Annotated in this window: 14 protein-coding genes and 1 tRNA gene; all 15 read right to left on the bottom strand. The window is 60.4% G+C overall.

The window, feature by feature from the left end; genetic code table 11:
* On the bottom strand, nt 1–1,962 hold a 1,962-nt coding region (gene rpoD / locus ABN482_RS11225; RefSeq protein ID WP_349504067.1), incomplete at its 3' end, for an RNA polymerase sigma factor RpoD.
* A gap of 132 nt (nt 1,963–2,094) precedes the next feature.
* Nucleotides 2,095–4,206 carry a DNA primase gene (gene dnaG / locus ABN482_RS11220; RefSeq protein WP_349504066.1) on the bottom strand — a complete coding sequence of 704 codons (2,112 nt, stop codon included), beginning with the start codon at nt 4,204–4,206 and terminating at the stop codon, nt 2,095–2,097.
* 67 nt (nt 4,207–4,273) lie between these two features.
* Nucleotides 4,274–4,486 (bottom strand): 30S ribosomal protein S21, encoded by a 213-nt coding sequence (gene rpsU, locus ABN482_RS11215; RefSeq protein WP_066130597.1) that lies wholly within the window; start codon nt 4,484–4,486, stop codon nt 4,274–4,276.
* Between the two features lie 110 nt (nt 4,487–4,596).
* Nucleotides 4,597–5,148: a phosphoribosyltransferase gene (locus ABN482_RS11210; protein ID WP_109060247.1), complete on the bottom strand. Its 552-nt coding sequence runs from the start codon at nt 5,146–5,148 to the stop codon at nt 4,597–4,599.
* Between the two features lie 8 nt (nt 5,149–5,156).
* Nucleotides 5,157–6,452, bottom strand: a complete 1,296-nt coding sequence (locus ABN482_RS11205; RefSeq protein WP_349504065.1) for an adenylosuccinate synthase — start codon at nt 6,450–6,452, stop codon at nt 5,157–5,159.
* Nucleotides 6,453–6,532: 80 nt separating this feature from the next.
* Entirely contained in the window at nt 6,533–7,696 is a 1,164-nt protein-coding gene (locus ABN482_RS11200; RefSeq protein WP_349504064.1) for an ATP phosphoribosyltransferase regulatory subunit, read from the bottom strand.
* A 222-nt stretch (nt 7,697–7,918) separates the two neighbouring features.
* On the bottom strand, nt 7,919–8,803 hold the full coding sequence (hflC, locus tag ABN482_RS11195) for a protease modulator HflC (protein WP_349504063.1): 885 nt from the start codon (nt 8,801–8,803) through the stop codon (nt 7,919–7,921).
* A gap of 13 nt (nt 8,804–8,816) precedes the next feature.
* A complete protein-coding gene (gene hflK / locus ABN482_RS11190; protein ID WP_349504062.1) occupies nt 8,817–10,157 on the bottom strand; it encodes an FtsH protease activity modulator HflK in 1,341 nt (446 codons plus the stop codon).
* Entirely contained in the window at nt 10,123–11,229 is a 1,107-nt protein-coding gene (hflX, locus tag ABN482_RS11185; protein ID WP_349504061.1) for a GTPase HflX, read from the bottom strand. Before hflX ends, hflK begins: the two co-directional genes overlap by 35 nt.
* Nucleotides 11,230–11,375: 146 nt before the next feature.
* Nucleotides 11,376–11,612 carry an RNA chaperone Hfq gene (hfq, locus tag ABN482_RS11180; RefSeq protein WP_109060241.1) on the bottom strand — a complete coding sequence of 79 codons (237 nt, stop codon included), beginning with the start codon at nt 11,610–11,612 and terminating at the stop codon, nt 11,376–11,378.
* 180 nt (nt 11,613–11,792) lie between these two features.
* Nucleotides 11,793–12,179, bottom strand: coding sequence for an EF-hand domain-containing protein (locus tag ABN482_RS11175; RefSeq protein ID WP_349504060.1), 387 nt, complete (start codon nt 12,177–12,179; stop codon nt 11,793–11,795).
* Complete coding sequence (locus ABN482_RS11170) at nt 12,179–12,427, bottom strand: glycine zipper 2TM domain-containing protein (RefSeq protein ID WP_349504059.1); 249 nt, start codon at nt 12,425–12,427, stop codon at nt 12,179–12,181. The genes ABN482_RS11175 and ABN482_RS11170 overlap by 1 nt, the downstream gene beginning before the upstream one ends.
* A 236-nt stretch (nt 12,428–12,663) precedes the next feature.
* Nucleotides 12,664–12,748: transfer RNA gene (locus ABN482_RS11165), tRNA-Leu, on the bottom strand.
* A 52-nt stretch (nt 12,749–12,800) separates the two neighbouring features.
* Nucleotides 12,801–13,274, bottom strand: coding sequence for a preprotein translocase subunit SecG (gene secG, locus ABN482_RS11160; protein ID WP_349504058.1), 474 nt, complete (start codon nt 13,272–13,274; stop codon nt 12,801–12,803).
* 24 nt (nt 13,275–13,298) lie between these two features.
* Nucleotides 13,299–14,090: a triose-phosphate isomerase gene (tpiA, locus tag ABN482_RS11155; protein ID WP_349504057.1), complete on the bottom strand. Its 792-nt coding sequence runs from the start codon at nt 14,088–14,090 to the stop codon at nt 13,299–13,301.
* Nucleotides 14,091–14,110: the final 20 nt, after the last annotated feature.

Raw genomic sequence — 14,110 nt, 5'->3', positions numbered from 1 at the left:
CGAATCTTCGTCGTCACCGATCGGGGTTTCCATGGAGATCGGCTCTTTCGCGATCTTCAATACCTTGCGGATTTTATCCTCGGGCATTTCCATGCGTTCACCCAGCTCTTCCGGGGTCGGTTCGCGACCCATTTCCTGCAACATCTGCCGGGAAATACGGTTGAGCTTGTTGATCGTCTCGATCATGTGCACCGGAATACGGATGGTGCGGGCCTGGTCGGCGATCGAGCGAGTGATCGCCTGACGGATCCACCAGGTGGCATAGGTCGAGAACTTGTAGCCGCGGCGGTATTCGAACTTGTCCACCGCCTTCATCAGGCCGATGTTGCCTTCCTGGATCAGGTCGAGGAACTGCAGGCCGCGATTGGTGTACTTCTTGGCAATCGAGATCACCAGACGCAGGTTGGCCTCGGTCATTTCGCGCTTGGCCTTGCGGGCCTTGGCCTCGCCGGTGGCCATGCGCTTGTTGACGTCCTTGAGCTCCTTGAGCGGCAGCACCACGCGCGTCTGCATGTCGATCAGCTTCTGCTGCAGTTCCTGCACGTCGGGCAACTGGCGCTCCAGCGTGCCCGAGTAGGCATGGCCTGCCGCGATCTCGTCGAGTGCCCATTGCAGGTTGGTTTCGTTGCCGGGAAACACCTTGATGAAATGGCTGCGCGGCATGCCGGCGCGATCCACACACGCCTTGAGCACGGCACGTTCGAGCTCGCGCACTTCATCGACCTGGGCACGCAGCGTGTCAGCCAGGCGCTCCACCATCTTGGCGGTCAGGCGTACGCCCATCATTTCCTGCAGGATGGCTTCCTGGGACTGGGTATAAGTCGGCGACTTGTAGCCATCGTTTTCATAGGCCTGACGCATCTTGTCGAACCACTGGGCGATCTGGTCGAACTTGGCCAGGCCCATCACGCGCAGTTCTTCAAGCTGCTTGCTGCTCATGCCACCGGCCGGGCCATCTTCGTCGGCACCGCCGCGCGCACCCGAACCGGCATATTCGGTGCCGTCGTCGGTATCGATCAGGCCATCGACGATCTCGTCGATCTGCATGTCGCCAGCCTTGACCTTCTCGATGTGCTCGAGAATCGCGTTGATGGTGGTCGGACACGCCGAGATCGCCATCACCATGTGCTTGAGACCATCCTCGATACGCTTGGCGATTTCGATTTCGCCTTCGCGGGTCAGCAGCTCGACCGAGCCCATTTCACGCATGTACATGCGAACCGGGTCGGTGGTACGGCCAAAATCCGAATCCACCGTGGTCAGGGCGGCATCGGCCTCATCCTCGACATCGTCGTCGCTGGACGCAACCGGTGCGTTCTCGCTCATCAGCAGGGTTTCGGCATCGGGGGCCTGGTCATAGACCGCAATCCCCATGTCACTGAACGTGCTGATGATACCGTCGATGGCCTCGGCGTCGACCAGATCGTCGGGCAGGTGATCATTGATCTCGCCATAGGTGAGATAGCCGCGATCCTTGCCCAGCTTGATCAGTTGCTTGAGACGGTTGCGACGGGCTTCATATTCTTCTGGCGTCACAGGACCACGTGCAATCAGATCCTTGGCATCTCCCTTGCCCCGCTTGCCCCGCTTGGGCGGCTTCAGGTCGGGCAGGATTTCATCCGACTCATTGTCGCCGTCATCGAAATCGACATCGTTATTGTGACGTGCAGGGCGACCAGGCTTGCGGCCCGACGGCACAGCCTTGGACGACTTGCGAGCCTTGGGCTTGACGTCATCATCGGTATCCACTGCTGACTCGTCCTGCGGCTTGGCCGCTTTGGCCACCTTGCGCACGATCTTGGGCGCAGCCGCTTCGGGCGCTGCTGCATCTGCCGACTTGCGCACCACACGCCGGACCTTGGGTGCGGCGGGCGTTGCTGCCGCGACCTCGGCCTCGGCCGGCTTGGCAGCGGCGTCGGTCTTCGGGGTAGAGACTTTTTTCTTGATCGTGATTTTTGTCATATATATGCCTACAGCCCTGAAAGGGCTGCTACGGGAGAAGAAAGGGGGATACTTTGGGGGTGTGTGACGTAATTAGACCAATGAATAAAACAGAAAGTTCCCCAAACACATGAAACAAGATGAAACTTCAACTTAGGTGCGCGTCAACAGCAGCAGTCGCATGGAAAGATCCTTGTACTGCTGGCGCGAGGCCTCATCAGGCAACCCCGCCTGCGCCAAAGCCGCCTGCTGCACACGGATCGAATCCATCTCCGCCCGACGCAGCGCATCATCCCATTCGGCCTGCGGATTGGGCAGTTCCTCCTGGACCAGCGCCTCGGCTTCCATGCCACGCAACATGGCCTCGAGATCCGAGCCGGGAGAGACTGCGTGCTTGAGCGCACCGACGTGCTGTGCCCCCGAGGATTTCGCCAATGCAATCAACTCGACTACCAGATCGAATCTGGGGATTTGTGCCAGCATTTCAATCTGCTGCTCCCCCATCCCCTCGACCAGCCCGGGATGCACCATCAGCAATCGCAGCAGGCGCTTGGCGAGCGAAGGCACGACCTTGGGCTCGTTGCGCACCGGTCCCCGGTCCTCATCGCGCCAGCCCGGTTTGCCGCCCTTGCCCTTCCAGTCGCCCTTCTTCCCTTTCCAGTCACCTTTGCCTTGCCAGCCCGCCTTGTTGCCGCCGCTCGCCTTCCAGCCCGCGGACTGCCCCTGCAGATGCCTGGCCTGCGGCGGCATGCCTGCCGACTGTGCGCCATCGAATGCCCCGCCCTGATCGGGTACATCGAACTCCGGATACCAGACCTGCCCACCCTCGTCCTGCTCATAGGGAACCAGATGATCGTCGGGCATCCAATGCCCCATACCATCAGGGACATGTGCGACAGATGATTCATGCGACGCCCCGGCCCCCGTACCAGACGCACCGTGGGCACGCCCGCCAGCAGGCGATGTCGCCGAGGGTGCCCCACCCATAACGGCAGCCAACTCTTCCGGTGTGAACTTGACTCGTTCGGCCAGGTCGCGCTGCAACTGCATCTTCAGCACGCCTTCGGGCATCATGGCAAACAGCGGACGGGCTTCGTGCACGCAGGCCGAGCGCCCTTCGGCTTCGCGCAGGTCATGCCGGGAAGACAGCTCGTCGAGCAAAAAGCGCGACAAGGCCACCGCCTCTCCCAGGCAGGCACGAAAAGCCTCCAGGCCCAGATCACGAATATAGGAGTCCGGATCGTGCTCGGCAGGCAAAAACAGGAAGCGGATCGAAACATCGTCGCGCAACAGCGGCAGACATGCCTGCAGGGCACGCCAGGCTGCCTTGCGGCCGGCACGGTCTCCATCGAAGCTGAACACGATGCGTTCGCTGGCCCGCATCAGTTTCTGCACATGATGCTCGGTCGTGGCCGTGCCCAATGTCGCCACGGCATTCTCGAGGCCATGCTGAGCCAGGCCGACCACATCCATGTAGCCCTCGACCACGATCACCTGGCCTTCCTTGCGGATACCCTGCCGGGCCTCCCAGAGACCGTATAGTTCGTGCCCCTTGGAAAACAGCGGAGTCTCGGGCGAATTGAGATACTTCGGCTCGCCAGGTCGGATCAGGCGCCCGCCGAAGCCAATCAACACCCCTCGCCCATTGCGGATCGGGAACATGATGCGTTCACGGAAGCGGTCATAGCGCCGGCCATCCTCCGATTCGATCACCAACCCGGTCTCGACCAGCGAGGCGGCCTGGTAATCGGCAAACACGCGCATCAGGCCCTGGCGCTCTTCCCCTGACCAGCCCAGCCCGAAACGCTGGGCGACCTGCCCGGTCAGGCCGCGCTTCTTGAGATAGGCAATGGCATCGGGAGAGGCTCGGAGCGATTTGAGATAAAACTGCTGGGCACTTTCCAGCGCCTGCTCATGGAGCGAGCGTTCTGCACGGCGCTCGCGATCTGCCGCCATCTGACGAGGGTTGCGCGGCTCTTCGGGCACGCGCATGCCCACCGTGGCCGACAGATTGCGCACGGCCTCGGGAAAGCTGGCACCGGTATGCTCGATCAGGAAACCGATGGCCGTGCCATGTGCGCCGCAACCAAAACAGTGATAGAACTGCTTGGACGGGCTGACCGTGAACGAGGGGCTTTTTTCGTTGTGGAAGGGACAGAGGCCAAGCAGGTTGACCCCGGCCTTCCTGAGCTGGACATACTTGCCAACCACGTCGACGATGTCGACGCGGGCAAGCAGATCTTGTACGTATGAATCGGGGATCAATGCGGGCACCATCCCCAGGCCATAAACAAGGGCACCCTAAGGTGCCCGAGGTGGCCTGAAAAGAAAATCAGTACAGGCGCGGGGGCAGTTGCTGGCTGCGGATGCGCTTGTAGTGGCGCTTGACAGCGGCAGCGTGCTTGCGCTTGCGCTCGGCCGTGGGCTTCTCGTAGAACTCGCGTGCGCGCAGTTCGGTCAGCAGGCCGGTTTTTTCGATGGTGCGCTTGAAGCGACGCAGTGCGGCTTCAAACGGCTCGTTTTCTTTCAGGCGAACGATAGGCATGGATGGTCTTGTGATCTTTGATTGACTAAATATAGCTTGGAATCAACTGTGCATTCTAGCACGGTCGTAGCATAAAGCACAATGCGCGCCGACCATACGGCGCGCCTGCATCATGCTGCCTCGAATCCGCCCTTGCGCAGCCAGGGGCTGAGCTGGTGCGGGCGCAGGCCATCATATACCTCGAAAGGCTGATGAATCCAGGGATTCGTCGGCAGTTTGTCGACAAAATAGTCGGGAATGGCCTTGGAGTGGCCTTTCCACCACAGTACGGCGCTCTTCAGCTCGGTGATGGCGGGAAACTGCTCGCGCAGGTGTTCGCGCACCTTGTTGAAGGTATGGCCGGTATCGACCATGTCATCGACCAGCAACACACGACCATCGAGGGTACCGTCAGTGATCGTGATGTAGCGGGCGATATCGAGGCGTCCCTGCTGTGTACCGGCGGCCTCGCGATAGCTGCTGGTGGCCAGGATGCCCAGCGGCACATCGAAAATGCGTGACATCACATCACCCACGCGCACGCCGCCGCGCGCCAGGCAGATGATCTTGTCGAACGCCCAGCCGGATTCATAGACCTGCAGCGCCAGTCGCTCGATCAGGCGGTTGTAGTCTTCCCAGCTGACCCAGACATCAGTATCGGTGCTTTTCGGATTTTGAGTCATGATTCAATTCAACCCTTGAACGGATGGCGCAGCACGATGGTTTCGAGCCGATCGGGACCGGTGGACACCAGATCGATGGGCACGCCGCACACTTCGGCAATACGTTCCAGGTAGCGCCGCGCGTTGACCGGCAGTTTATCGTATTCGGTGATGCCGACGGTGGATTCCGACCAGCCCGGCAGTTCCTCGAGCACCGGTTCGGCACGTGCCACGGCGGCTGCACCATAGGGCAGCACATCGCGGAACTCGCCATCCAGGCGATAGCCGACACCAAACTGGATGGTTTCCAAACCGTCGAGCACATCCAGCTTGGTCAGGCACAGGCCGGAAATGCCATTGAGCTGCACCGAACGGCGCAGTGCCGCCGCATCGAACCAGCCACAGCGACGCGGACGACCGGTCACCGAGCCGAACTCCTTGCCGACATCGGCCAGTCGCGCGCCGATATCATCGTTCAGTTCCGTCGGGAACGGACCCGAGCCCACGCGGGTAGCGTAGGCCTTGGTGATACCCAGCACATAGTTGAGCGCATTGGGGCCGACACCGGCACCTGCGGATGCAGCACCTGCCACGCAGTTGCTGCTGGTCACGTAGGGATAGGTACCGTGATCGATATCGAGCAGCGCGCCCTGAGCACCTTCGAACAGCAGATTCTGGTTGGCTTGCTGTGCCGCATACAGCGCACGCGAGACATCGCCCACCATCGGTCTGATCACGGCAGCCAGCGCCTGCGCCTGGTCAAACACCTGCTGCGCATCAACTGCCTCGGCACCCAGATATTGGGTCAGCACGAAGTTATGGTAGTCGAGCGCTTCGTCGAGCTTGGCCCGGAAGGCTTCGACGTCGTACAGATCCTGCACACGAATGGCACGACGGGCCACCTTGTCTTCATAGGCCGGGCCGATGCCGCGGCCGGTAGTGCCGATCTTGCCCTCGCCCTTGCGACGCTCACGCGCCTGATCGACGGCCACATGGTACGGCAGGATCAGCGGGCAAGCCTCGGAGATCAGCAGGCGCGAACGCACGTCCAGGCCAGCCGCTTCCAGTTCTTCGATTTCCTTGAGCAGTGCCTCGGGCGACAGCACCACGCCATTGCCGATATAGCAGGTGACATCAGGATGCATGATGCCCGACGGAATCAGGCGCAGGATGGTTTTCTTGCCGCCGATCCACAGCGTATGGCCGGCATTGTGCCCCCCCTGGAAACGCACTACACCGCGCACGGACTCCGCCAGCCAGTCGACGATCTTGCCCTTGCCTTCGTCACCCCACTGGGTGCCAATCACAACAACGTTTTTGCTCATATCCGATCACATGAAAAAGTTTCGGCCACAAGCTGCGGCCACCCGCACGAGACGGGAAGTTCAAGATAAAACTGCACGCCTTACAGCTGACGCAGCACCCATGCGCCATCCTGCCGCACCAGTTCACGATCAAAGAAAAACTCTTCCTGATCGTGGACATGGCCCGGCAGCAACTGGATCACGATCTCGCCCTGCCGACGCAATTCCTGCATCCGCAACGCAAGCGCCGGATCCTCGCTCCAGGGAGCTGAGATGGCACCACTGCGCCGGGCCGGGGGCAAGCCTGCCGCCACCTTGCGCAGATCGAAACTGAAACCGGTCGCAGGACGCGCCCGACCAAAGGCCGCACCGATATTGTCGTAGCGGCCGCCCCGTACCAGGGCATCATGCCAGCCCTCGGCATACAGCGAGAACATGACGCCCGAGTAATAGCCATAGCCACCGACATCGGCCAGATCCAGGCTGATATCGATATCCGGCAAGGCCCGTACCAGCGCCTGGAGGTCATCCAGCGCACGCACAATGCCAGGCAACGGCGGCAGCGCCTGGCGCGCCTCTGCCAGTACATCGGCAGGCGTGCCGTACAGCATTGCCAGCGTGCGCAGCGCCGCCAGGGTTTCGTCGCGTGGCGCATCGCCCTGCCCGGCCAGGGCCAGCAGTGCGGGAATATTCTTTTCGCTCAGCAGGCGATGAATCTCGTCTGCCTGGGCGGCTGCCCCCGGATCGGTTGCCAGGATCGCCCCGACCACACCCGGATGGCTGAGATCAAGGCGCATGGTGCCGACATTGGCCAGCCGCATGCTTTCCATGACCAGTCGCAGGATTTCCAGGTCGGCTTCCAGGCCGGCATGACCGTAGATCTCGGCCCCCAGTTGCAAAAGTTCGCGACGATCCAGCAAGCCGACGGGACGTGCATGGAAAACACTGCCGCAATAACAGAAGCGTCCCACCCCGCTGCGATTGAGCAAGTGCGCATCGATGCGCGCCACCTGGGGAGTCATGTCGGCACGCACGCCCAGCGTACGACCCGACGCCTGATCCACCAGTTTGCAGGTGCGCAGGTTGAGATCGGTGCCCGCGCCGGACAGCAGGGAGTCGATGTACTCGACCAGTGGTGGCGCGACCAGCTCGTAGCCGTAGGTGCGGTAAAGATCCAGCATGACACGCCGGAGCTCTTCGATCCGCCTGGCCTCGGCAGGCAAAATATCCGCCAGTTGTTCTGGCAGCAGCCAATTACCCTTCATAACTTCGCAATACGTTGGTGAACGGTCCTGCCCGGCATTTGCTGCACGCCGGGTACGGACAAATAAAAAGCGGCTCGGGGACGTAAGCCCGGCGAGCCGCCTGCGAAATAGATATCAAGATATATCTAGCTTACGCGGTATTGTACATGTTCTGACAAAACGCGAAAGCCCGGAGGAAACAGCGGGCCGAAATCAGGCCCGGACTGTCCTCCTCATGCCACATCACTGTTGCTGGGGCGTACCCTCGGCAGACTTGAGGAAGCGGAAGAAGTCGGAACTGGGATCGACCACCAGCACATCGGACTCATCCTTGAAGGCTTGCTTGTAGGAATCCAGGCTCTTGTAGAAACGATAGAACTCGGGATCCTTCTCGAATGCCTCGGCATAGATACCTGCCGCCTCGGCATCACCCTCACCGTGAACGGCCTGGGCCTTGGCATAGGCATCGGCCACGATTTCGTCGCGCTGGCGATCCGCATTGGCGCGGATGCGTTCGCTTTCCGCCGCACCGACCGAACGCAGATTATTGGCAGCCTGGGTACGCTCTGCCATCATCCGGTTGTAGACCGACTCGGAAATCTCGGGCGCGAACTCGATCCGCTTGAGGCGCACATCAACCACTTCGACACCCAGTGGCGCAACACGACGTGCCACGTTGCTGAGCACTTCACTCATGATCTTGTCGCGTTCCTTGGATACGACGTCGTTGACGGTACGCACGTTGACCGAAGCGTTGAGCGCATCGCGGATCTGCGCCAGCAGGCGCTCTTGCGCAGCACGATCGGTGGCACCGAAAGTCACGTAATACTTCTGCGGATCCGCGATTCGCCACTTGATATAGGAATCGATCAGCAGATTCTTCTTTTCGGAAGTCTGGATACGCTCGGCATCCGGACTCTCGATGCTGAGCACCCGCTTGTCCAGCAGAACCACATTCTGGAACGGCGGCGGCAGCTTGAAATACAGGCCGGGCTTGTCGATGACACGGCGCACCTCACCCAGTGCGAACACCAGGGCGTAGTCGCGCTCGCGCACGATGAAGGTCATGGAAGAAAAGGCCGCCACAGCAATCAGCAGGCCAACGACGATAGGCACAAGACGATGCATGATCAGGCTCCAATCAACGGGAAAAACGGTCGCGCGTCAGGCCGCCGACATCGCCGAAACCGCTGGGTGCGGGGCGCGACGGGACGCTGGCGGGTTGCGGGGCAGCCTGCGCTGCCGCTGCGGCCGGAGCCGCACCTGCCGGACCGGAATTGCCTGCGGCAGCATCCTGCCCGGCATCCGTATTGGACCTGCTGGCCTGCTGGATGATCTTGTCCAGCGGCAGATAGATCATGTTGTTGCCATCCTTGGTATCGACCATGACCTTGCTGACGCGACCAAAGATATCTTCCATGGTTTCGAGGTACATGCGATCACGCAGCACCTGCGGCGACTTCTGGTACTCGGCCACGATGCTGTTGAAGCGTGCGGCGTCACCGCGAGCATCGCCAACGACACGGGCACGATAACCTTCGGCCTGCTCCAGCATGCGCGAGGCCTGGCCGGCAGCCAGCGGGATGACCTTGTTGGCGTAGGCCTGACCTTCGTTGATCTGGCGCTCGCGATCCTGACCTGCCTTGACGGCGTCGTCGAATGCAGCCTGCACAGCCTCGGGCGGTTGCACGTTCTGGATGGCCACGGTGCTGACCTCGATGCCCGTCTTGTAACGGTCGAGAATGCTCTGCATCAGCGCCTGCACTTCGCCGGCAACTTCGGTACGGCCTTCATACAGGACGAAGTCCATGTGCTTCTTGCCAACGACCTCACGCATGGCCGTCTCGGATGCCTGACGCACCGACTCATCGGGATTGCTGGTCTTGAACAGGTAATCAGGCGCACCATCGGCACGCAGACGGTACTGCACCACGAACTGCATGTCGACGATGTTTTCGTCGTCGGTCAGCATCATGGCCTCGGGCAGCACCTTGTTGCGGGAGCTACCGCGAAAGCCGACTTCGAAGGTGCGCAACTGCGAAATATTGACCAGTTCTTCCTGCTGGATCGGGTACGGAATGCGCCATTGGAAACCAGGCCCAACGGTTTTTTCGTACTGGCCGAACTGGGTGACGACGGCCACCTGACCTTCCTGGACGATATAGAAGCCACTGGCCAGCCACAGGCCCAGCGCGCCCACAACGACCACGCCCGCGCCGATGCGGGTGGCACGCGGCGAAGGCATCTGCGGACCGTTGCCGCCATTGCCCCCGAAACCGCCACCGCCGCCGTTGCGTTTCTTGCGTCCGAACAGCGAGCCGAGCTTGTCATTGAAATCTCGCCAGACCTCGTCGAGATCCGGGGGTTCGTTATCACGCTGCGGTTTGCGAGGAGGCTCCGAACCCGGCTTGGATCCGTTGTTTTGGCTCCCCCGGCCCCAGCCCGGGTCATTCAGATTGAAGAGTTTGGTGATTGAACGCATTGTTTCCGATAGGTTGAGCCGCCTCGGCGATGGCGCTGCGCAGCAGGTCGAGTCCCGAGCGCTCTGCGGCGCTGACGAATACCCGCGCAATCGTACCATGCTCGTGACGTTCTATCCGGGGCGAAATACCAGCCCGGTCGATTTTGTTATACACAAGGATGCGAGGGGTATCGGCCGCACCGATTTCCTCCAGCACTTTGTCTACTTCCATGATCTGCTCATCGCGCTGCGGATTGGCAGCATCGATGACGTGCAGCAGCAGATCAGCCTGCACGGTCTCTTCGAGAGTAGCACGGAACGCGGCAATCAGGGCGTGCGGCAGATCCCGGATGAAACCCACCGTATCCGACACCACGACCGCACCCGCACCCTCGATCCAGATCCGGCGCGTCGTGGTATCCAGCGTGGCGAAAAGCTGGTCGGCCGCATAGGCACCGGCCCGTGTCAGTGCATTGAACAGCGTCGATTTGCCGGCATTGGTATATCCCACCAGCGACACGGACAACACGCCGCCACGAGCACGGGCACGACGCTGCGTGCTGCGCTGGCGGGCCAGTCGGGCCAGCCGTTCCTTGAGCGCCCGCACCTTGTCACCGATGATGCGCCGATCCATTTCGAGCTGCGACTCACCCGGTCCACGCATGCCGATCCCACCACGCTGGCGCTCAAGGTGAGTCCAGAGGCGCGTCAATCTTGTAGACAAATGCTGCAGTTGAGCCAGTTCGACTTGCAGCTTGCCCTCGTGGCTTTGCGCACGCAGGGCAAAAATATCCAGGATCAGCGTGACTCGATCCACCACCCTCAGATGAAGAACCCGCTCCAGATTGCGTTGCTGTGCTGGCGATAGCGACTGATCGAAGAGAATGATTTCGGCCCCTTCAGCCTCGGCCATCAGAGCCGCCTCTTCAAGCTTGCCCGAACCGATATAGTGTGCCGCATCGGGACGCGCCCGGCGCACCTTGAGGGTCCCGACGATTTCGGCACCTGCCCCTCTGGCCAGCATGTCGAATTCGGCAGCATGGGCCTCGTAGTCGGGTTGCCCCATATCTACGCTAATGATCAGCGCTTTCACGTATAGTTCCTGCCGATAGGCAATAGGTCATCATGCATGCTGGCATCCACGAAGCGGAGTCCGCCTTGTGTGCCAGAACAAAAAAATGGCGCAAGCCGCCGAAGCTGCCGCGCCATCGCAAGCCATGCCGAAAGGTGCTGCTGCACTCAGTCTTCGGACTCCTCGACCGGCAGATTGACCGGGCGGGCAGGCACGACAGTCGAGATGGCATGCTTGTAGACCATCTGGGTCACGGTATTGCGCAGCAGCACAACGTACTGGTCGAAGGACTCGATCTGGCCCTGCAGCTTGATGCCGTTGACCAGATAGATCGACACAGGCACATGCTCTTTGCGCAGTGTGTTAAGGAAAGGATCCTGCAGGATTTGCCCCTTGTTGCTCATTGACAAGGCTCCATCATGTTGTTGTTTGGTTCATCGGTGGCGACCACCTGAAAAGTGGTCGAATGCGTTACTTTACAGGGTTTTCCCGGCAGACGCCACCTGGACTGGACTTCTGGAGAACGAGCAAAACACAGGGTCGGACAGCCCGGCAAAAGACAGCGCCTCTGCCAGACAACGCGATCAGCGACGCTTCAGGTACCCATCTCCATCGCGATCCTGGCGCTTGAATTCAGCCGTGACCTGCACGATGAACTCGTCCAGCTCTATTTCACCGTCCTTGTTCTTGTCCAGAAAGTCGAACTGCTCTTCGGTCAGCACCTCGACGGTCTCGGCACGGGTCAGGCGACCATTGCCATCCTTGTCGAGCTTGCCGAAAGCATCACGCATGAAGATCTCATACTCTTCCAGGCTGATGCGGCCATCTTTATCGATATCGATTTCCACGAAATAGGCATCATCCCACTGCATCGAGGAGGGCCCGGACTGCGCCATTGCCGACACGGGCAGCATCATGACCAGGGATAACGCCACGTGGCGGGTCGTTTTTGCGAATGTGGTCTTGATCATCAGTGGCACCCCATGCTGTTACCCAGATAACCGCCGGCACCGATGCCGGCAGCGGTTGCGACCGTACGGCCACGGCCGCCTCCGATCGTATTGCCCAGCAGGCCGCCGATTAGGGCACCACCTACCGTGCCTGCAATGCAATCGAACTCGGACGTACCCGATTGCGAGCCGTGCGAACCGGAAGGTGCCTGGCAGGCCGCAAGCGCCCCCAGGCTGACAAGCGCAATGATGATAGTGGCTTTTCTCATGTTTTCGTTCCCACTCAATCCCTCGATGATGAAAGCATTGCGGCGCAATGCTGAAAGCATCGTATTGCATGGCAATAGCCAATGCAACAAGACATAAGCATGTCTGCACACAACCCGGGAAAACGAGAACAACAGAGATGAGGACTTTGAAAATGAAAACCGGAGGACAACATCAGACATTGCCCAACCTGTTGAATCTGATAATTTTTGATTCTGGATATCAACAGGTTAAATTTTGGTGCCGTCGGCGAGACTCGAACTCGCACAGCTTTCGCCACTACCCCCTCAAGATAGCGTGTCTACCAATTCCACCACGACGGCATCAGGAAAGTCATAAATTATAGCACAACATTTATGACTTTGTACAAACTCGTTATTGCTGTGCTGGCTGCGTTTCAGCGGGCGCTTGCTGCGCCTCCGGCACGGCCGTCGGGACATCGCTGGCGGCAGGCGCTTGCGGTACGTCGATAGCGGCAGGTGCAGCAGGCACGGAGGCATCGGGTACGGCAGTGGCAGGTGCCGGCACGGGATCGGAACCCGGCAGTTGCGGCACGGAACGGTCGCTGCTGTACTCCTGCATCAGGCTGCCACTGTCCACGGCCTGGCGTGAGCCGTAGCCCAGATAAGCCAGGCCACCAGTGGCGCAGAAGAACACGACCGCAGCCCATTTTGTCATGCGCGACAGGAAATTGGCCGCCCCGGTGGCACCAAACAGGCTGCCCGCCGAACCACTACCGAAAGAAGACCCCATGTCGGCCCCCTTGCCCTGCTGCAACAGCACCAGGATGATGATCGAAAGCGCGGCGATGATCTGGACGACCATCAGGATATTGAGAGCAAATGACATCAGAAAAGACTCCGAAATACTTTTTTAAGCAGCAGCAATGGCAATGAATTCATCCGCATCCAGGGATGCGCCGCCCACCAGGGCACCATCGATATCTTCCATGGCAAATAATCCGGCGGCGTTGTCTGGCTTGACGCTGCCCCCATACAACAACCTGACCTGTGCTGCGCCGGCTGCCGCCAGCGTTGCACGAATAAATGCATGCACTTCCTGGGCCTGCTCCGGCGTGGCGGTCTGCCCTGTGCCAATGGCCCAGACAGGCTCGTAGGCCACCACGAGACGCGCCAGCCGTTCGGCACCCAACGCAAGAACCGGAGCCAACTGGCGGGTAATCACTTCATGCGCCAGTCCGTCCTGATGCTGTTGCAGGGTCTCACCCACACAGACCACCGGCATCAAGCCTGCAGCCAGCGCCACTTCGGCCTTGAGCGCCACCAGTTCGTCGGACTCGCCATGATAGGCACGCCGTTCCGAATGCCCCACCAGCACCCAGCACACGCCGAAATCATGCAGCATGTCGGCCGATACCTCGCCAGTAAAGGCACCGCGCACATGCACGCTGACATCCTGCGCACCCCAGGCAATGGCCGCATCGTGACCATCCAGCGCCTGTGCGACCTGAGCCAGGTAAGGATAGGGCACACAGACAGCCAGCTCGGCACCGGACACTCGACCCGACTGCTCAAGCAAGGCCGACAACAGCCGGGCATTCTCTGCCAGACTGCCGTTCATTTTCCAATTGCCTATGACCAGGCGACGCATTGCGGTGGTATTCACTCGATGGATACTGAGATCTGGCCCGATTTGGGCGCACATGAAAACCCGCTATTGTAGCG

Origin of the sequence: Corticimicrobacter sp., from assembly GCF_040137905.1 — a bacterium.
GTDB lineage: Bacteria > Pseudomonadota > Gammaproteobacteria > Burkholderiales > Burkholderiaceae_B > Corticimicrobacter.
This window is presented reverse-complemented; position numbering and strand designations above follow the sequence as displayed.